Genomic DNA, 18,430 nt, shown 5'->3' on the forward strand with positions numbered 1-18,430 from the left:
TGGTTGATCCCTTTATTGTAGCGATAGAATGACTGATTCCCAACCGCAAGCCAGCCAAGACGATTATGAGCGCCGTTTTACCGGTGCAGCAAAAATCTATGGTGAAGATCATTTCCAATCTTTTGAAAATAGCCATGTTATGGTGATCGGAATTGGTGGCGTGGGATCATGGGCAGTTGAAGCTTTGGCACGTTCTGGCGTGGGAAAACTGACACTGATTGATATGGATGTGATCGTTGCCTCTAATGTAAATCGTCAGTTGCCGGCATTAACCTCAACTTTTGGTCATGCCAAAATTGAAGTGATGGCACAGCGCTGTATGGAAATTAATCCTCATATTCAGGTCAATTTGGTTGATGATTTCTTAACACCTGACAATGTTGCCGAGCTTTTACAGGATCGTCCGGATGTTATTTTGGACTGTATCGACGATGTTAAAGCCAAACTGGCGCTTATTCTGCATTGCCGTTTTAATAAAATCCCCTTGATTGTCTCGGGTGGTGCAGGTGGTAAATTGGATCCATTAAAGATTCGCGTCGCCGATTTATCCAAAACAGAACAGGATCCGATGCTGGCAAAATTGCGTTCACAACTCAGGGCAAAAGGGATGTGTAAAAAACCAAAAGAAAAATTCGGGATTGCCTGCGTTTATTCAGTGGATAATCCATTTTCCAATGTTGCCACTTGTGAAACAGTTGATGTCGGTGCGAAATTACGTTGTGGTGGTTATGGCTCGGCAGTTGTGGTGACGTCAAGTTTTGCTATGGTGGCTGTTGCTGAAGTATTAAAGAAACTGACGATCAAAAAATAATGCCTTCTTTGTGAAGGCATATTGCTTAATGCGTCGGTGGAATGATTTGATCCAGATCTTTTGCACTTAAATTGTCAAGTTCGCTTAAATCGGTTTTAATCTTCCATTGCGATTCCTCCTCAATCGGATTAGGCAATCGACCTTCCAGCCAGTCACAGATCACATCCGGTGAGAAATCGGCATGGTTACATTGAATCACCCATGCCAGAAAATCTTTAGCTTCTCCATTCATATAAGGCGGTGGAGAAACTGGGAAAAACTGTGTTGGCAAGCGTTCATCTGTGGAGAGATAATTCAGTACATGACCCAATTCCTGAACAGTTTGCCATGCCAGAGGATGTTCAACATCAATTTTAAATTTAATCCACCATGCATAGTCGCCATCATTGCCATGGGCGATTAAACCCTGTTTTCCAATACTTGGAACTTTATGAAAAAAATCGGTGAGCCGAGTAAAGTCAATGCCACTCATATTGATTATGTTGCCTGATTCAATTTGAATAAATGGTAACGGGTTTTGCAAGAAAATACGAGTGGGCGATCATGATGTTAAGCATAGATCAAAAAATAATTTCATGAAAGATTGCATGTTTTTTTATTTATAACGTCTAAGATTAAGCAGTGTGGAGGAAATGTAAGAGAATAAGTGGAATTTTCTATTTAAATTAAGATATTGAAAAATAATAATATTATTTAATTTCATTTTTTATTCATTGTTTTAACAACACTTAGCAACTTATGGTTTTTTATTCATCATTTGTCCTTGATCAAGGCATACAGTGCAAGTATGCAAAAAAAGAGGATCATCCGATGAAAAAGATTGCAATATTAAGTAGCAGTATCTTGTTGTCTTTCACTGTGGCAACCTCAAGTTTTGCCTATGATCGGGATTTTGGTGAGAAGTCAAATCGTGATCGTCATCAACCAGCAGTACAGCACAACAAAGATTATCGTGGTGGGCCACAAAATCGTGGCGGACCGCAATATAGTAGTGATCGACGTGGCGGTGATTTTAAATATCAAAATCAAGGTCGTCCGCAACATGTTCAGGCACAACATTTTAAACGTGGTGAACGCTTGCCGGATCGTTACCTAAAAAATGATCGTTATTATGTCAAGAACTGGCGTGCTCATGATTTACGTCAACCTCCTCGAGGCTATCGTTGGGTAGACGTGGACGGTCGTTATTTACTGGTCTCTGTAGTGACAGGTGTGATTGCAACGATTCTTCTTGGATCATAAAATTTATATTTAAACATTATTAAAAGATGCTCTGCGAAAAACAGGGCATCTTTTTTATTTGATCTTAGGCCAGTTCATCATCTTCAGGGCGAGGTGTTTTACCAGCAGGCAATTCCCGTTCAGTATGTTTGCTTTTTACTACAGATGGGTAGTTCCATGAAGCAAAACGTACAATCAGAATGGCAAAAGCCAGCAGTAAAATTGCACCTGTCACAATTAGTAAACCCATATCTGCTTTATGTTCATGCTGAATATTTGAAATCAGCAGACGGGTCAGGGCGGTAATGGCGACATAAATCAGAAAGCGTACCGGCATGTGATTGGTTTTAAAATAAATACCGACCATTGCCCCAAGTTCAAGATAAATAAACAGCAGTAAAATATCATCTATGGTGGCAAATCGTTTGACGGTAAAAATATCAAGTGTGGTATGTAGGGCTGACCAGATAATCATTGCACCGATTAATGCCAGCATAATATAGTGAAATGCTTCAACCAGATAATGTCCGACTTTATCGAGCAGAGATTCTATTTTTTTAAAGTTAAAGTTCGCCATAATGGATAGTAGGTAATATCTTGAAAATATAATAAATTCATTTTATGCGATTTTTATGCCAGTTGCATGACCAAATTTAGGACATATAAAAAAACCTGCCACTTGAGGACAGGTTTGGTGATGCATATCGAGAAATATCTTGGAAGATTAAGATTGGTTAGTAAAGTAATCTTCATCAAAACCCATTAACAGATCGCTGTTGGTTTGGATACGGATTAGGCGGGCTTTAAGATCTGGCAAGATACGGGCAACAAAGTAACGTGCCAGCGCAAGTTTGTTTTGATAGAACTCGCCTTCTTTATCACTGGCAGCCGCAGCAATTTTGGCAAACATATAGCTAAAGCTGAGTAAACCGACAGCATGTAAGTAATCAACAGCCACACCATTGCTATAGTCAGCATCTTCTTTGGCTTGTTCGAGAATATAGCGGGTAATCACTTCAACTTCAGTCGCTGCATCCAAAGTCGCATCTTTGATAAAGTTAAGATCCGAGCTAAGTGCATTCACTTCGTCACGTATTTCTGCAATATATTCGGTGATAAAGGCCCCGCCACATTTAATGGTTTTACGACCAATTAAATCCTGTGATTGCACACCGTTGGTCCCTTCATAGATTTGTGCGATACGTAAATCACGGATACATTGTTCCATACCCCATTCACGAATATAGCCATGTCCGCCAAACACCATTTGGGCATCTAGTGTGGCCTGGAATGCGGTATCGGTTAAATATGCTTTGGCAATCGGGGTGAGCAGGGCAACACGATCATTGGCTTTTTTCACTGCTTCTGCATCGGTTGAGAACTTGGTAATGTCCAGTTGTTGACCGACATAGACTGCAAAGGCACGTGAGGCTTCATTATTGGCACGTACATTGAGTAACATACGACGCACATCGCCATGAACCAAAATAGCATCTGCCGCTTTTTGCGGAGATTTGGCACCTGTTGCACTGCGTCCCTGAATACGGTCAGTCGCATATTGTGCAGCATTTTGATAGGCAAATTCTGATGCACCAAGTCCTTGAATACCCATGGACAAACGCTCGTAATTCATCATCACGAACATGGCTGCCAGACCTTCATTTTCCTTGCCGACCAGATAACCTGTAGCTGCATCGAAATTCATGACGCAAGTAGCAGAGGCTTTGATTCCCATTTTATGTTCAATCGAACCCGGGCCGACTGCATTGCGTTCACCCACTGTACCATCTGCATTCAGCAGAAATTTTGGAACGATGAATAAAGAAATACCACGAGAACCGGCAGGTGCATCAGGCGTTTTTGCCAGTACAAGGTGAATGATATTTTCGGCTAGATCATTGTCGCCACCAGTGATAAAGATTTTTGTACCAGTAATGCGATAGCTGCCATCTTCATTGCGTTCAGCTTTGGTTTTAATAATCCCCAGATCTGTCCCGGCATGGGGTTCGGTCAGACACATTGTTCCAGCCCATTCACCGGTATAGATTTTTGGCAAATAGGTTTCTTTCTGTTCTTGTGAAGCATAGCTGTTCAAGGCCATACCTGCACCGACCGACAAAAGCGGGTAGAGCATAAAGGAAGGATTGGTGGCAAACAGCATTTCATCAGAGAGTACTGTCAGCATTTTCGGCATGCCTTGGCCGCCCCATTCTTCATCTGCACCAAGTCCAATCCAGCCACCTTCGGCATATTGACGAAATGCTGCTTTAAAACCGGCAGGGGTAAAGACATTGCCATTTTCAATTCTGGCGCCTTCTTCATCCCCCGTACGATTAAGTGGCAAAGTGACATTCTGGGAAAATTTTGCCATTTCTTCAAGAATGGCTTCTGCTGTGGCTGCATCCAGATGAGCAAGATTTTCATTGGCTTGCCAAAACTGTTCTGCTTTAAATACATCATTGAGGATAAAGCGCATATCTGCAAGCGGTGCATTATAAACTGGCATATCGGTTCCCTATTCTTGGTGGATGCTTGAGTAAAAGACTCAAAGCCATCTTTGTGTTTAATTTTTTTGTTAAAAAGGCTGATACAACATTATTGCATCAGCCTCAAGTTCGTTTTATGGAATTCGCTGGAACGATTGATTAGATAATGAAATCGTCAGCAGCCAATGCCATCAATGGACTTACACCTGATGCAATGGTTGCAACATGTGATTTTGTACGCGGTAAAATCTTGCTAAAGTAGAATCGTGCAGTGGTGATTTTTGCATTATAGAATGCGGTTTCGGTTGAACCTTCTGCCAGTTTCTGTTGTGCTTTTAACGCCATACTTGCCCAGAAGTATGCCAGTGTGACATAACCGGAATAGTACAAGTAATCGACCGCAGCCGCACCGACTTCATCAGGATTCTGCATGGCTTTCATACCAATTTGCATGGTCAACTCGCCCCACTCTTTATTGAGTGCAGCAAGTGGCTCAACAAACTCTTTCTGTTCGGCATTGTCTTTGTTGGCTTCACAGAATTTATGAATAATCTTGGTGAAGTCTTTTAACAACGCACCTTGCGTTTGTAGAACCTTACGGCCTAATAAATCCAGTGCTTGAATTTCGGTTGTACCTTCGTACAAACAAGCAATACGGGTATCACGAACAATCTGTTCCATGCCGTGCTCTGAAATAAAGCCATGACCACCAAATACCTGTACACCATGCTTGGCAGATTCAGAACCCGCTTCGGTCAAGAATGCTTTGGCAATCGGTGTCAGGAAAGACAGAATATTGTCGGCATATTTACGTTCTTCTTCTGTTGCACCATGTTCAACCGTGTCAGAGAACTGGGCCAGAAAATAAACCAAGGCCCGAGAACCTTCGGCAAATGCTTTTTGTGTCAACAGCATATTGCGCACAGCTGGATGCACGATGATTGGATCTGCTTCTTTCTCTGGTGCTTTGGGACCAGAAAGTGAACGCATTGCCAAACGATCTTTGGCATAGGCAACTGCGCCTTGGAATGAGCTTTCGGAAGCAGATAAACCTTGTACCGCAGTCCCAATACGTGCTGTGTTCATAAAGGTGAACATACAGTTTAAACCACGGTTTTCAGGTCCGATCAGGAAGCCTTTGGCACGATCAAAGTTGATCACACAAGTTGCATTTCCGTGGATCCCCATCTTGTGTTCAATTGAACCACAACGTACAGCATTACGTTCACCGACCGCACCATCAGCAGTGATATTGAATTTTGGTACGATAAACAGGGAAATCCCTTTGGTGCCTTTAGGTGCACCCGGTAAACGCGCCAACACGATATGGATAATATTTTCTGCCATGTCATGTTCACCGGCAGAAATAAAGATTTTCTCACCGGAAATCGCAAAACTACCATCCTCATTCGGCTCTGCTTTGGTACGGATAATCCCTAAATCGGAACCTGCATGAGATTCGGTCAGACACATGGTGCCTGTCCATTCACCTGATACCAGTTTTGGCAAATAGGTGTTTTTTTGCTGTTCAGAACCATGATGTTCTAAAGTACGTACGGCACCGTGTGATAGTCCAGGGTACATACCCCACGCCCAGTTAGATGTACCGACCATTTCAGAAATAGTGATACCTAAAGAATTGGGTAAGCCCTGACCACCGTATTGTTCTTCGGCAGAAAGTGACGGGAAACCCAGTTCGATATATTTTTGATACGCTTCTTTAAAGCCTGTAGGCGTGGTGACGACACCATCATCCCATTTACAACCTTCACGATCACCAATTTGATTCAAAGGTGAAAGTTCATTTTCACAGAAATCAGCAGCAGTTTCTAAGTATTGATCAACCAGTTCACGACTTACGGTCTCAGCAAAAACGGGTAATTTTGAATAATGTTCTTCAGCATTTAATAATTCATGCAAAACGAATTGCATATCACGTAAGGGTGCTTTGTATTGTGGCATGTTTTTGTTCCTCAATACTGGTTAAACCAGATCCTAAATTAAATTCATTTGAATTTGCATACATGCAATGTCGTGTCAATCGTGCAATATCTGATGCGCTTGTACAAGCGTTAATAGGGCTTTACGCGTGACTGTAAAGTCAAAGAACTGCGCTTGAAAATGCAAGTTCTCAGTAATGTAAATGAAAAATAGAGAAAAGTCTTGATGAAAATATGATTTGAAAAATTGTTTTACGTTTTAATATGCTTATCGTTGTATTGCCAACGTACAAAGTAAAATAACCAATTTAAAATAGTTTAAATATCAAAATTTTATATTTTTTACGGTATTAGAAAAGGGCATTTTGCCCTTTTCTAATACTTAATAATTTACAATTTTAGGTGATTACACTGCTGGTGCATTTTTCGGTGCAGCAGGTGGTTGTAGACGTTCCGGTTTGGTGGGTTGAAAACGAACTTCACATTTACCTTCAACGCTTTGATCGCCCAGTTTTACACTGATAGTTTGTCCAGCTTTGCCTTCACATGCCTGTTGCAATGCTTTGCGGTCTGCATCACGTTGGGCACGATGTTCCTGCATTTTTTCTTCAAATTTGGCACGTTCTTCAGCAGTTAATTTATGCAGACGTTTGCCTTCACGGTCAAAAGGCTTACGCAAATCATCTGCGCGATGCTGTAAGTTTTTAGGGGGCTTTTCAGGTGTTGCGGTTGCACTGCTTTGGCAGGCGGTTAATCCTATTGCAGATAAAATTGTTAAAGACATTAGCGATGCTTTTACCCAAGTATTCATTTATTGACTCCTCAATTGATGCAATAAAATACAAATCTGCTTTTGTTGCTGTAAAGATTAAGCAATAAACATGTAGAAACAATGTAGAGAGTTTTTAGGCGTTGTTGGTTACAATACATCATGATGTAGGCGCAAATTCCAGACCAAAACCGAGAAAGAGGGCGATCTTTGAAGCACTGGCGTATTCCAATCGCATTGAAATTGTTTCTTACCGTATTATTGACGACATTGTTAATTACTACGGTGAGTCTCGGGGTCTTACATTGGACCATGCAAAAGAACTTTTCTCGCTATGTGACCCAAGTTGAGATGCAGAAACTTGACCATCTCAATAATAATTTGGCCGAGATTTTTCAGGTGTATGGTAATTGGAATACAGCGATTCAAAGCAGTGCTGCAACAATTCAGGATCGATTGGAAGATCGGGATAAATCGCATTTTCCACAGCGCTGGTTGCGTCGGCAGTATGATATTGCACAGCAGCAAAGTGAAATTATTAAAAATCCTGCCCTTTTTCAGTCCAGATCCGCTTCTCCAGATACCGATTTAAAACAATTTATTCCTTCGCATTTTGATGCTTTTGCACCGCCCCCAGAATTAAGCGAAGCACAATTAAAGCAATTGGGTTTACAGCGTGGACCAAATCCGTCTCCCCAATTAAAGGATAATAACCGACGATGGTTAATTCCATTGCCGGATCGTTTGGGATTTGGTAATCGTTTGGCATTATATGATCAGAATAAGCAACTGGTGACAGGTGATCCATCCTTGGAAATCCCTCTTCAACCAATATTGATGGATGGCAAAGTGGTGGGATATTTAGGCTTACGACCTGCACTGGATGTTGATGATGCGCTGAGTATTAATTTTTTTAGCAATCAACAGCGCTATTTATTGCTAATTTATGGGGTTTCGATTGTTGTTAGCTTAATTGTTGCATTGTGGCTGGCGGCGTCATTTAGGAAGCCAATTCATCGGTTGTTGAATGCTGCACAAGAGTTGAGCAATGGCAATTACCGTTATCATGTTAAAGTGAGAAGTAATGATGAGTTGGGGGATTTATCTCAGGTGATTAATCAGCTGGCAGCGATACTGGATCAACATGAGCAATCTCGCCGACAATGGGTAGCTGATACCTCCCATGAATTGAAAACGCCATTAAGTGTCTTACAGGCACAGATTGAAGCCATGCAAGATGGTGTACGTCAACCGACTCCAGAACATTTATCACGTATGATGAATCAGGTCATGACTCTGAAAAAAATTACCCTAGATCTGGCAGATTTGGCCCAGGCAGATGCCCAACAATTGAAATGTTATCTGACACAAATTAATCCATGGGATATTGTGCTGCATGAAGTGGAAAACTTTAAACCGCAATTTGATCAGAAACAATTACAGCTTTCAATCCAAGGTCACGGTGTCAATCTGATTTCAGATCCTGATCGCTTTCGGCAAGTGATTGTCAATTTACTCAGTAATAGCGTGCGCTATACCGAGCAGGGTGGTGCCATCGCAATTCATACTGAAACACATGAGCAGGAATGGATTGTACATATTGATGATAGTCCGCTCGGTGTAAGTGATGAACAGTTGAAGCAGCTGGGTGAACGCTTCTATCGTGTTGATGATTCTCGTACCCGTAGTACCGGTGGCACAGGTTTAGGTTTGGCCTTATCCAAAAAAATTGCACAAATCTTGGGGGGAGATTTACAGTTCTCTCATTCACCTTTGGGTGGTTTGCGCTGTACAGTACGCCTCAATAGACTTAAACAAAAAGATGAATATCCGCAGGAGAGTAATGCATGAAACATATCATGTTAGTGGAAGATGAAGTGGAATTGGCAGAACTGGTCAAAGACTATCTGCAAGCAGCCGGTTTTGAAGTCAGTCTGTTTCATGAGGGTCAAGCCGCCTATGACTCATTTCTACAGCAGAAACCTCATCTCATGATTCTGGATTTGATGGTACCTCGTATGGATGGTTTGACCATTTGCCGTAAAGTCCGTGAGCAGTCTGATCTCCCCATTATCATGGTCACTGCGCGAACTGAAGAAATTGATCGGGTACTGGGCTTGAATATGGGCGCAGATGATTATGTCTGTAAGCCCTTTAGCCCCAAAGAATTGGTGGCGCGAGTACAAGCAGTATTACGTCGCTTGGAGCGTAAAGCCGAACCTGAAATCAATGATTTATTCCGGATTGATAAGGCCCAGCAACGGATTTGGTATAAACAAAAGACTTTAAATCTAACACCGACAGAGTTTCGTCTGCTAGAGTTATTTCTGGAACATTTGGGTCATGTTTATTCGCGTGCACAATTACTTGATCATATTAATCCGGACAGCTATGAAGTGGCAGACCGGGTTATTGATAGTCATATCAAAAATTTGCGTCGTAAAATTTCCGATGCGGCGGAAACTGGTAATCGGCATGAATGGATTCAGGCAGTATATGGCGTCGGCTATCGTTTTGAATATCCGGATGCATAATTTCAATACCTGAATTTCTAAGTCTGGTAAGCCCGGCCCAGAGGATGCCAAAAACAGAATAAAATATGATAAAAAAGTTCGGGTTTTCATGGGTGGATGAATATATAGAACATATAATCAAACAGCACCATATGAATAACCCGGCTAGATAACATAAAGGCTGTGAGCGTTAACATTTTGTGTAAGCTATTAAAATAAATTGGACATAATCCTTGCCTGATCAACACAAACAATAAATATTAATCTGTTAATTTAAATTAGAGATAAAGCCAAGGCTTTTTATACCAAATTTAGCAATATGGAAGATAATGCATCATTCACATTGTTAAATTTTAATCCTTAAAAGAGTTGACCTTAAAGCGTAGGAAAATAAACAATGACTACAGACAATAGTGTAATAGACAAAAAAACAGCAACAGATCAGACAGTGTTAATTACCGGTGCAGGGAGTGGCTTTGGACAAGCGGTTTCTTTTAAATTGGCACAATTGGGCTATCGGGTAATTGCCACTGTCGAGGCGGTTGCACAAATCCAACCGCTTAAACAGGCTGCAAAAGCCAACAATCTTGAACTTGTAGTGGAAAAACTAGATATCACATCGGAAGCAGATCGTGAACTGGCGGCCAACTGGGAGATTGATATTCTGGTAAATAATGCTGGTATTTCCGAAGGTGGTGCAGTGGTTGATCTGCCTGAATATATTCTAAGACAACAATTTGAAGTAAATGTGTTTGGTACAATTTTGCTTACACAACAATTCGCACGCCAGTTTGCCCAGAGAAAATCTGGAAAAATTGTTTTTATCTCCTCCGTTGCCGGACTGACTACCGATCCATTTACTGGGGCGTATTCTGCCAGTAAACATGCGCTTGAGGCTTTTGCAGAAGCGTTAAATAAAGAACTACACGAGTTCAATGTACAAATCAGTACGGTGAATCCCGGCCCAATCCTGACCGGTTTTAATGATCGTATGTTTGAAGGATGGAAACACTGGTTTCCAGAGGATCAACAGGACACTTTATTCGATTATGATCAACTTGCATTTCCGCATAAACAGTATGATCCGGAACAGGTTTCTGATTTGATCGTTAAAGTGGTCAGCAATGAGATTTTGACTTATCGTAATATTGTTCCTCAAGAAATTGAAGCGGATACCAAAAAGCAACTGGAGGAGGTATGGCAACGTACCATCCATCAGCAGGCAAAACGTGATCCATTGGTTCAGACAGCTTATGAGTTGGAACCTGAAACGCCCAACGGCAAATAGATTTTTTAAGATGAACAACTGACCATCACTTCTGGTTGATCACTGGGTAAGGGTACCAAATCCTGTGGTCTTTCCAGATCAGGCTGTCTGGTAAATGGATGAGTAAACAGTTTAAATAAACGATCAACTTCGGATAAATCGTCCTGTTCAGCCAGTTCGATAGCATGCTGCACCATATGATTGCGTAAAATATAAATCGGATTATGTTGCTGCATATCCAGATCTAAAATCTCCGTAGGCTGAGTGGCCCGAATCTCATGATATAGCGTTAAAAACTCATCAAAGGCACGAATGTCTAAACAGTTATCGCGAATTTCGGTGTAGTCATGTGCGGTCAAATGTCTAAAACTGCCGGTGTAGTCCAGTTGTTCAGCCTGTAATATTCGTAGAAAAGCCATACCACAATCAAAGCTTCTTTCATCTGCAAGTGGCAAGCCCATTTTTTTATACAGCCCGGCAGTATAATAATTTAAAAAAGCTGGTTCATAATTTTCAAGAGATGCCACTAAATCATTTTTAAATTGTTCTTTTTTTGTTGAGTCGGCTAAAGGGATGAGATTATTGAGCCACATCCATAAATTCCAATGCGCAATACTGGGTTGATTCTGATAGGTATAACGGCCACGATCATCTGAATGATTGTTGATCCAGTTTGGTCTGAATCTTTCCATAAAACCGTAGGGGCCAAAATCAAGAGTTGAACCCGTGATATTAAGATTATCGGTATTCATCACCCCATGCGCAAAACCGACCAATTGCCACTGAGCAATCATATAAGCAGTTCGATCAATCACTTGCTTGGCAAATGCTACAATAGGCTGCTCTGCGTTTAAACAGTCTGGATAATAATAGGTGAGACAATGCTCGGTAAATTCTTTTAATAATTGTGGTTGATATTGATTGATCCATTCAAAATGTCCAAGACGGATATGGCAATCTGACGTGCGCAGCATCATGGCGGCCGGTTCTAGCTGTTCTCGACGGATTTTTAAATCGTGCGAATAGACAAAGCCAACTGCATTGCTTGATGGAATCTGTAGTTGATTTAAAGCGTGACCCGCCAGATATTCCCGAATAACAGAACGCAATACAGCACGACCATCACCCATACGCGAATAGGGGGTTAAACCGGCACCTTTTAAATGCAGATCAACACGCTTTTGTGCTTGATCGAGAACTTGTCCGAGCAACAAACCACGTCCGTCACCGAGTTGTCCCGCCCATTGACCAAATTGATGTCCAGCATAAACCATTGCCAGCGGATCGGCATCTTTGGGTAAATGGGTGCCATTGAGGATATTGATCCAATCGTTTTGTTCTTCGGCAGTCCATTGTAATTGCTGGGCCAATGCCTGATTAAAATGTCCGGGCAATACCTGTGTCAGGCTTTGTACGCTTTGTTTATGGTAAAGCTTGTCGTCTAGAAGACGATAGGTATTGTCAAAATGCATAATCAAGTCCCGATGTATGGTTTAGCGTCTGAAGACATTTTAACCAACAAATCATCCAATGATGAAATGTCGACAGACCTTATAGATACTACCTTAGTTTTGTCTAAAGATAAAAAAAGCTCCCAATCAATGGGAGCCGGAGGAGTAAAGGTTGAATTAAACTCTTTTCATCTCTTTTTTCAGTGAGCGCAACATTAATTCCATACGTTCGCTTTGCTCAATCAAACTTTTTTCCACTGCATGAAACTCATGCTTGAGCTTGACATCCATCTGGTGAATTTTCTCTGCAACACTGGCTTTTTTAGCCTGCAATTCCTGTTCTTTCAATTGTGCCCATTCATTTAGGGTATGCGTAAAGGCATCGTATTCCAGCGCAATTTTATTTTTGATCTGTACAATATCTTCATCAACATCGTGTCCAAAAATAGCCAGATTTTTCTCGGCATATTTGAACTTCATTGCCAGTTCTGCACGCTTGATATTAAAACTCGGGATACGGCGTAAGTTTTTGGTCAGACCCATTGTCGATAGTGACCAAATTAACCATTTGGTAGGATCATATTGCCACCATTTTACGCCATTACGATAGTCATATTGGAAGATATGGTGATAATTATGATAGCCTTCGCCCCAAGTGAAAATTGCCAGCCAGAAGTTATCACGGGCAGTGTTTTCATCGGTGTATGGGCGTTTACCAAACATATGGCACAGCGAGTTAATAAAGAAAGTGACATGATGACTCACGATTAGACGCAATAGGCCGCCCAATAACATCACACCCCATATATCACCAATGGCCCAACCGATTAATCCGGGAATACCCAGTGAGGTTAGCAAAACCAACGGAATATAATATTTGTGCTGGAACATCACCAGTTTGTCATTCAGTAAATCCGGAACATTCTTATAATCTGGTGTGCCATTTGGATAATCACGTAACATCCAGCCAATATGGGAATACCAGAAACCTTTCTTGGCAGAATAAGGATCTAACTCGATGTCATCCACATGGCGGTGATGTACCCGGTGCCCTGATGCCCAGAATAAAATACTGTTTTGGATGGCAAATGTACCACCAATCATTAATATCAGTTTGACAGGCAACGAGGCTTCATAGGCACGATGTGACCACAATCGATGATAACCGGCAGTAATGCTCAGGCTACTAAAAGCCAATAACAAAATAAAACTTAACCATGCACCTAAGGTAAAATCGTGATGGTAAGCATACCAAGGGATAAGAATAAGTGCAGCGATTGGCGTGCCTAAAAGAACAATTGCACCTGGCCAATTGATGGGTGCTTTGGTCTGAGATTCAGCAGACATTAATTTTGGTTGCTCCATATAAACCAAACAAAAAGCGAGAACAAATAAAAAGAATGAATTGAGTATTGTCAGCCATGCTTTAATTTGTACAATCATCATAGCATGCGAGAACAAGTGTTCACTAGCGGAAAAAATGATTTTTTGACAAAAAAGTACATCAAAAATCCATGATTTAGTAGGACGATTTCACTATACTGTTGTGTGACCTATTTCATGTTTTTACAATTAAAATAATGGTGTATTTTATGCGACTTAATTCTGTATTTGCTCAAGTTTTTCTGATTGGTATGGCTGTCTTAATGACGGCATGTCAGAGTCATTCACCCACGCAATCTGCATCAAAAAATAAAGGATCAGGGCAGAAAGCCACAAACACACCCTTACAATTAAATACGCAAAGCATACCCGTGATTAAGAGCAAAGATGGCATTCAAGATATTAAGTGGATGATTAAATCGGTCAAATCAAAAAAAGCATTGTATTTTAACCAAATGCCATCAGTGCTTTTGCAATCCAATGTACAGCGTGTGATTGGCAATACTGGCTGTAATTCAATTTATGGCAGCTATCAAATTGATGTAAGTAAAAAAACCATACAATTTAAAACCAATGCAGGACATCAGTCTTGTGATAACGCCTTAGCACAAGAAGCGGAACTGATGGATGCATTTGCCCGTGTGCAATATTTTTCTGTACAGAATAAACGCATCACTTTTTATGATGTTAATCGTCAGGCTTTAATTACCGCAGAGATTTGAGCAAAGTCGGGATTTCAGTCAAGCTATAGCAAAATTCGGTTTATAGGTTACATATCATCTCGTCATACTTGCCTTGCGAGATACATCTCTCAAAGTATCCAGAGCCAAGTTCTTAAGGCCTAGGCTTTAGCTTTATAGAGTTTGATTTAGGATACGTTAACTCTGGATGCCGGCCTTGCGAGATACATCTCTCACGGCATGACACAAATGTAGCTTACATTTTGAATTTTGCTATAGATTTAGAGATGTTCCTGCATCAACTTGGGAAAATCGGTAATCAGTCCTTCAATGCCATAATCATGTAATTGTTTGGCACGGTCTATATCATTGACCGTCCAGACGCTGACCGCAAGCCCGGCTTGGTGGGATAATTCGACAATGGACGGATTGACCAAGGCATCTTTCCAGCCAATTCGCGTACAATCATATTGATGTGCAAGCTCAATGGCATGTTCTCCAATCGGAATTTCGACCAGTAAGCCTCGCTTAAACGCAGATTGCTGGTTTTGTAAGGCGCTTAAAATTTTTAAGTCGAAACTGGTAATGGTAATTTGTTGCTTCAAGGGCTGAAGTTGTTGTTGTAAATGTGTAATTAGTTTTTCTGCTTCCTGTTCGGTGTCTACAGCTTTCACTTCAACTTCGATATGTTCAAAGTCATGAATTAATGACAAAACTTGCCCGAGTAAAGGCACATTTTCAACCTGTTGCCAAGATTCCCAATGTTTGGCCTGATTAAAACGACACAGATCATCTTGCGTGCAATCTTTTACAGCATGATTTATGCCGGCAGTGCGCAAAAAATTATCGTCATGAATGATGGTTAGCGCAGCATCAGCAATTTGGCGAACATCAAACTCAACTGCGCGGACACCCAGATCATGTAAATACTTGAATCCGCCTAATGTATTTTCAGGGGCTTCACCCCGTGCGCCACGATGACCAATGATTTGCATGTGTTATTCCAGATGTAACCGTGTCTGAATTATAAACCTTATATTGTGTCATTAATGTTTTTTTGCCATAGGACTTCTGTGCCTCTAGCCTGTTTTTGCAGGCAACGTGATGCTACAAAAAACCAGTCGGATAAGCGATTGAGTAATTGCAGGGCAGTGTTCTGAATATTCTGATCCCGTTGTTGTACGATAATTAGACTGCGTTCTGCTCGGCGGCACACGGCACGAGCCTGATGTGCATAACTACAGGCTAAAGTCCCACTGGGTAGAATAAAATCCTTGAGCATAGGCAACGATTCATTCATGCGATCAATATCTTGTTCGAGAAAATCGATACTTTTGTCCTGTAATAAGGTGTAATTGGGGATACAGACTTCACCGCCAAGATCAAATAGCCAGTGTTGAATCAGACTGAGTTTATGATCCCAATCCTGTTTTTCGGAGAGTTCACTATTTGCAATCTGCGCGCGTAACACGCCGACAATGGCATTGAGTTCATCTACATCGCCCAAAGCCTGAATGCGCAGGTCTTCTTTGCCCACACGCGAACCATCTCCCAGCCCTGTGGTGCCGGCATCGCCTGTACGGGTATAAATTTTACTTAAACGATGTCCCATAATGTATTCCTGATCTTTAAATTAAAAAAGGATAATGTCGGTCAAGAACATTATCCATAAACTTTAAATCAAGTTTTAAATTTTGGCTTAATATTTTAGTGTTACACCGATAGATGCTTGACGACCGCCGTTGATGTACCAACTGGTAAATGGATAACTGTTATAAACCTCTTTAAAACGAACATCACCAATATTCTGAACATTAGTAAATAGTTTTATATTTGAATTTATATTCCAAAAAGCATTAAAGTCTACTGAGGCATAACCTGGTACTTTGTTATTACTGTTGTTACTGCTTGAGTTGGCTTTAGACCGTGCAATTAGCGAGGTGGAAACACCATACACACCGTCATCATAACCCAACGTCAATGTGCCTGTTTGACGTGGACGATAGGCGATTTCTAAACCTGTATCTTTATTTTCAGTTTTGACATAGTTATATTGAGCATTAGCATAATAACGATTTAATACCCATTTGAAACCAAGTTCACCGCCTGTCATTTTTGCTTTTTCAATATTTGAATTTAAGAATGTACTGGGATCAGAAGTAATTAAATTTTTAACATCTGTATAATAACCTGATAAAGATGCGGAAAGACCATAATTTAGCTTCTGATCTAAACCAATTTCGTATGAAACACTTTTTTCTGGGTCAAGCTCAGGATTACCGCCCCATTGCGAGTACAACTCATTTAATGATGGTGCTCTAAAAGCGGAACCAATATTTGCATAAATACTGGTGAGTGGAAGAACCTGGAATCTTACAGCTGCTTGCCCGACAGTATGTGTACCAAAGCGTTCATTATCTTCTACGCGAGCACCAATTTGAGTTGAAATACCATCATTTTTATATTGATGTTGTAAGTAGTAGCCAGTACTATCGATATCCTGCTTGGCATTAGTAATGGTGTTGCTTTCGTATTGAGAACCCAAGTAATTCACGCCAAATAATATATTTTGATACGGTAAGAAATCCCATTTCAAATTTACATCGGCTTCATTGTTTTCCGTATTATAGTGGGAACCATAATCAGGAACATTTTGTTCGTCTTTAATATTTGAATAACGTGTTGAAAGTTTCAAATTTGGTAAGAGTGTATAAGCTAATTTTGCATTAATTACCTGATTTTTGAAGATTCTAGGTGAATTACTTACAATATAATCATTAGTAAAAATGCTTGTACCTTCATTTTGGTTAATTTCAATACTAGCATCAACTTTTTTATCTTGGATATATCCTAATTTGGCATGATAACCTTTTTGGTCATATCCTGCTTTTTCATTTTTTTCTTGAGTATTAAGTACAGTCGTCCCATCAGTTTCCAAACGTTGGCCACCAACTTGTGCATAAAACCCAGAATTATCAACAAAGTCAGTATTTATGATCGCTTTATAAGTATTGTTTTCGCCATATACACCAGTAAGTTGAGCACCTGATTTACTTGGTGGGGCTGTAATTAAATTAACGACGCCACCAATTGCATCAGAACCGTATTGTACCGATGCTGGACCTTTTAGAATTTCAATTTGACTGATATTGCTCAAATCAAGAAAGGCTGGAAATAAAGGTGCATAATTATTTTGATTATTTAATCGGGCACCATTCTGTAAAACAAGTGTATGTACAGCAGAAGTACCACGTAAAGAAATATCGGAAATTTGCCCGATACCACCAGATTGTTTTATATAAATAGAGGCATCTTTCTGTAAAACATCCGATAAGTTTAACGCTGGATTTTTTTCAATATCCTGTTGTGAAATCACAGAAATACGTGCTGGCACTTCACTGGCTTTTTCTTCAGATTTTGATGCCGTTACCACAATTGGATCAAGTTCTATCGTCTGATCTGCTGCAAAAGTCGTGGTTGAGGCGAGGACAATAGCAATTGCCCCAGCAAGGCTGGCTGGCTGGAAATGTTTAGACATGGTGTAACTCCTACATTCACTCCCCGTGAATGATCAAATGGATAAATACAACAAGCAGGTCTCCGGACTTCGATATAATTATGTTTTGACATAATTGATCTATTCACCTTCCCACATTTTTATGTCATGCAGTGGTGTCAGTTCTAGGCTGAAAACAATAGATGTTTCATCGTTACCGTTGCGGGGGCAGTACTGGATTTACACCAGTTTCCCTTGAGCATATGGCTCGGCACTTGTTGTGGATGTTGCGAAGTATAAAGAGTGTATTGCAATTTAACAACGTAAATACTATGGATTTGCTTCAAAGGACAATGCAAATGGTAAAATTTGCATTACAATAGTTGCGATTTTTAAACGCTTTCATCAAAAGC

The 18,430-nt window shown here is 40.7% G+C and carries 16 protein-coding genes and 1 riboswitch; of the genes, 6 read left to right on the plus strand and 10 right to left on the minus strand.

All coding sequences use genetic code 11. The features are described from left to right. Positions 1 to 28 precede the first annotated feature (28 nt). Positions 29 to 811 carry a tRNA threonylcarbamoyladenosine dehydratase gene (locus CRO21_RS02130; RefSeq protein WP_097077690.1) on the plus strand — a complete coding sequence of 261 codons (783 nt, stop codon included), beginning with the start codon at positions 29 to 31 and terminating at the stop codon, positions 809 to 811. A gap of 25 nt (positions 812 to 836) precedes the next feature. Here CRO21_RS02130 and CRO21_RS02135 read toward each other — a convergent pair whose 3' ends face one another. Then, positions 837 to 1,283 (minus strand): hypothetical protein, encoded by a 447-nt coding sequence (locus CRO21_RS02135; protein ID WP_097077691.1) that lies wholly within the window; start codon positions 1,281 to 1,283, stop codon positions 837 to 839. 338 nt (positions 1,284 to 1,621) lie between these two features. On the opposite strand from CRO21_RS02135, the gene CRO21_RS02140 reads away from it, so the two are divergent. Next, complete coding sequence (locus CRO21_RS02140; RefSeq protein ID WP_171293963.1) at positions 1,622 to 2,053, plus strand: RcnB family protein; 432 nt, start codon at positions 1,622 to 1,624, stop codon at positions 2,051 to 2,053. A 64-nt stretch (positions 2,054 to 2,117) separates the two neighbouring features. On the opposite strand, the gene CRO21_RS02145 is transcribed toward CRO21_RS02140, so the two are convergent. The 4 genes from CRO21_RS02145 to CRO21_RS02160 form a co-directional block, all read right to left on the minus strand. Next, entirely contained in the window at positions 2,118 to 2,609 is a 492-nt protein-coding gene (locus CRO21_RS02145; protein WP_097077693.1) for a phosphate-starvation-inducible protein PsiE, read from the minus strand. Positions 2,610 to 2,756: 147 nt separating this feature from the next. Further along, the gene (locus CRO21_RS02150) at positions 2,757 to 4,538 is read right to left on the minus strand and encodes an acyl-CoA dehydrogenase C-terminal domain-containing protein (protein ID WP_097077694.1); all 1,782 of its coding nucleotides are present in this window, start codon (positions 4,536 to 4,538) and stop codon (positions 2,757 to 2,759) included. Positions 4,539 to 4,677: 139 nt separating this feature from the next. Further along, the gene (locus CRO21_RS02155) at positions 4,678 to 6,480 is read right to left on the minus strand and encodes an acyl-CoA dehydrogenase C-terminal domain-containing protein (protein WP_097077695.1); all 1,803 of its coding nucleotides are present in this window, start codon (positions 6,478 to 6,480) and stop codon (positions 4,678 to 4,680) included. A gap of 384 nt (positions 6,481 to 6,864) precedes the next feature. Continuing rightward, positions 6,865 to 7,269 (minus strand): hypothetical protein, encoded by a 405-nt coding sequence (locus CRO21_RS02160; RefSeq protein WP_097077696.1) that lies wholly within the window; start codon positions 7,267 to 7,269, stop codon positions 6,865 to 6,867. Positions 7,270 to 7,437: 168 nt separating this feature from the next. On the opposite strand from CRO21_RS02160, the gene baeS reads away from it, so the two are divergent. The 3 genes from baeS to CRO21_RS02175 all read left to right on the plus strand — a co-directional run bounded on the left by baeS (position 7,438) and on the right by CRO21_RS02175 (position 11,028). Then, the gene (gene baeS / locus CRO21_RS02165) at positions 7,438 to 9,078 is read left to right on the plus strand and encodes a sensor histidine kinase efflux regulator BaeS (RefSeq protein ID WP_097077697.1); all 1,641 of its coding nucleotides are present in this window, start codon (positions 7,438 to 7,440) and stop codon (positions 9,076 to 9,078) included. Next, positions 9,075 to 9,761, plus strand: coding sequence for a response regulator (locus CRO21_RS02170; RefSeq protein WP_097077698.1), 687 nt, complete (start codon positions 9,075 to 9,077; stop codon positions 9,759 to 9,761). The genes baeS and CRO21_RS02170 overlap by 4 nt, the downstream gene beginning before the upstream one ends. Positions 9,762 to 10,137: 376 nt before the next feature. Then, positions 10,138 to 11,028 (plus strand): SDR family oxidoreductase, encoded by an 891-nt coding sequence (locus tag CRO21_RS02175; protein WP_097077699.1) that lies wholly within the window; start codon positions 10,138 to 10,140, stop codon positions 11,026 to 11,028. A gap of 5 nt (positions 11,029 to 11,033) precedes the next feature. Here CRO21_RS02175 and CRO21_RS02180 read toward each other — a convergent pair whose 3' ends face one another. Continuing rightward, entirely contained in the window at positions 11,034 to 12,479 is a 1,446-nt protein-coding gene (locus CRO21_RS02180; RefSeq protein ID WP_097077700.1) for a protein adenylyltransferase SelO family protein, read from the minus strand. Positions 12,480 to 12,635: 156 nt separating this feature from the next. Then, positions 12,636 to 13,805: an acyl-CoA desaturase gene (locus CRO21_RS02190; protein ID WP_097078106.1), complete on the minus strand. Its 1,170-nt coding sequence runs from the start codon at positions 13,803 to 13,805 to the stop codon at positions 12,636 to 12,638. A 245-nt stretch (positions 13,806 to 14,050) separates the two neighbouring features. On the opposite strand from CRO21_RS02190, the gene CRO21_RS02195 reads away from it, so the two are divergent. Next, positions 14,051 to 14,563 (plus strand): META domain-containing protein, encoded by a 513-nt coding sequence (locus tag CRO21_RS02195; RefSeq protein ID WP_171293964.1) that lies wholly within the window; start codon positions 14,051 to 14,053, stop codon positions 14,561 to 14,563. A gap of 239 nt (positions 14,564 to 14,802) precedes the next feature. Here CRO21_RS02195 and CRO21_RS02200 read toward each other — a convergent pair whose 3' ends face one another. The 3 genes from CRO21_RS02200 to CRO21_RS02210 all read right to left on the minus strand — a co-directional run bounded on the left by CRO21_RS02200 (position 14,803) and on the right by CRO21_RS02210 (position 18,059). After that, a complete protein-coding gene (locus tag CRO21_RS02200; protein ID WP_097077703.1) occupies positions 14,803 to 15,516 on the minus strand; it encodes a glycerophosphodiester phosphodiesterase in 714 nt (237 codons plus the stop codon). Between the two features lie 38 nt (positions 15,517 to 15,554). Further along, positions 15,555 to 16,133: a cob(I)yrinic acid a,c-diamide adenosyltransferase gene (locus tag CRO21_RS02205; RefSeq protein ID WP_097077704.1), complete on the minus strand. Its 579-nt coding sequence runs from the start codon at positions 16,131 to 16,133 to the stop codon at positions 15,555 to 15,557. Positions 16,134 to 16,220: 87 nt separating this feature from the next. Further along, positions 16,221 to 18,059, minus strand: coding sequence for a TonB-dependent receptor plug domain-containing protein (locus CRO21_RS02210; RefSeq protein WP_097077705.1), 1,839 nt, complete (start codon positions 18,057 to 18,059; stop codon positions 16,221 to 16,223). Positions 18,060 to 18,095: 36 nt separating this feature from the next. Next, a riboswitch (cobalamin riboswitch) is annotated at positions 18,096 to 18,311 on the minus strand. Positions 18,312 to 18,430 lie beyond the last annotated feature (119 nt).

Source organism: Acinetobacter puyangensis (assembly GCF_900096995.1).
Taxonomy (GTDB): domain Bacteria; phylum Pseudomonadota; class Gammaproteobacteria; order Pseudomonadales; family Moraxellaceae; genus Acinetobacter; species Acinetobacter puyangensis.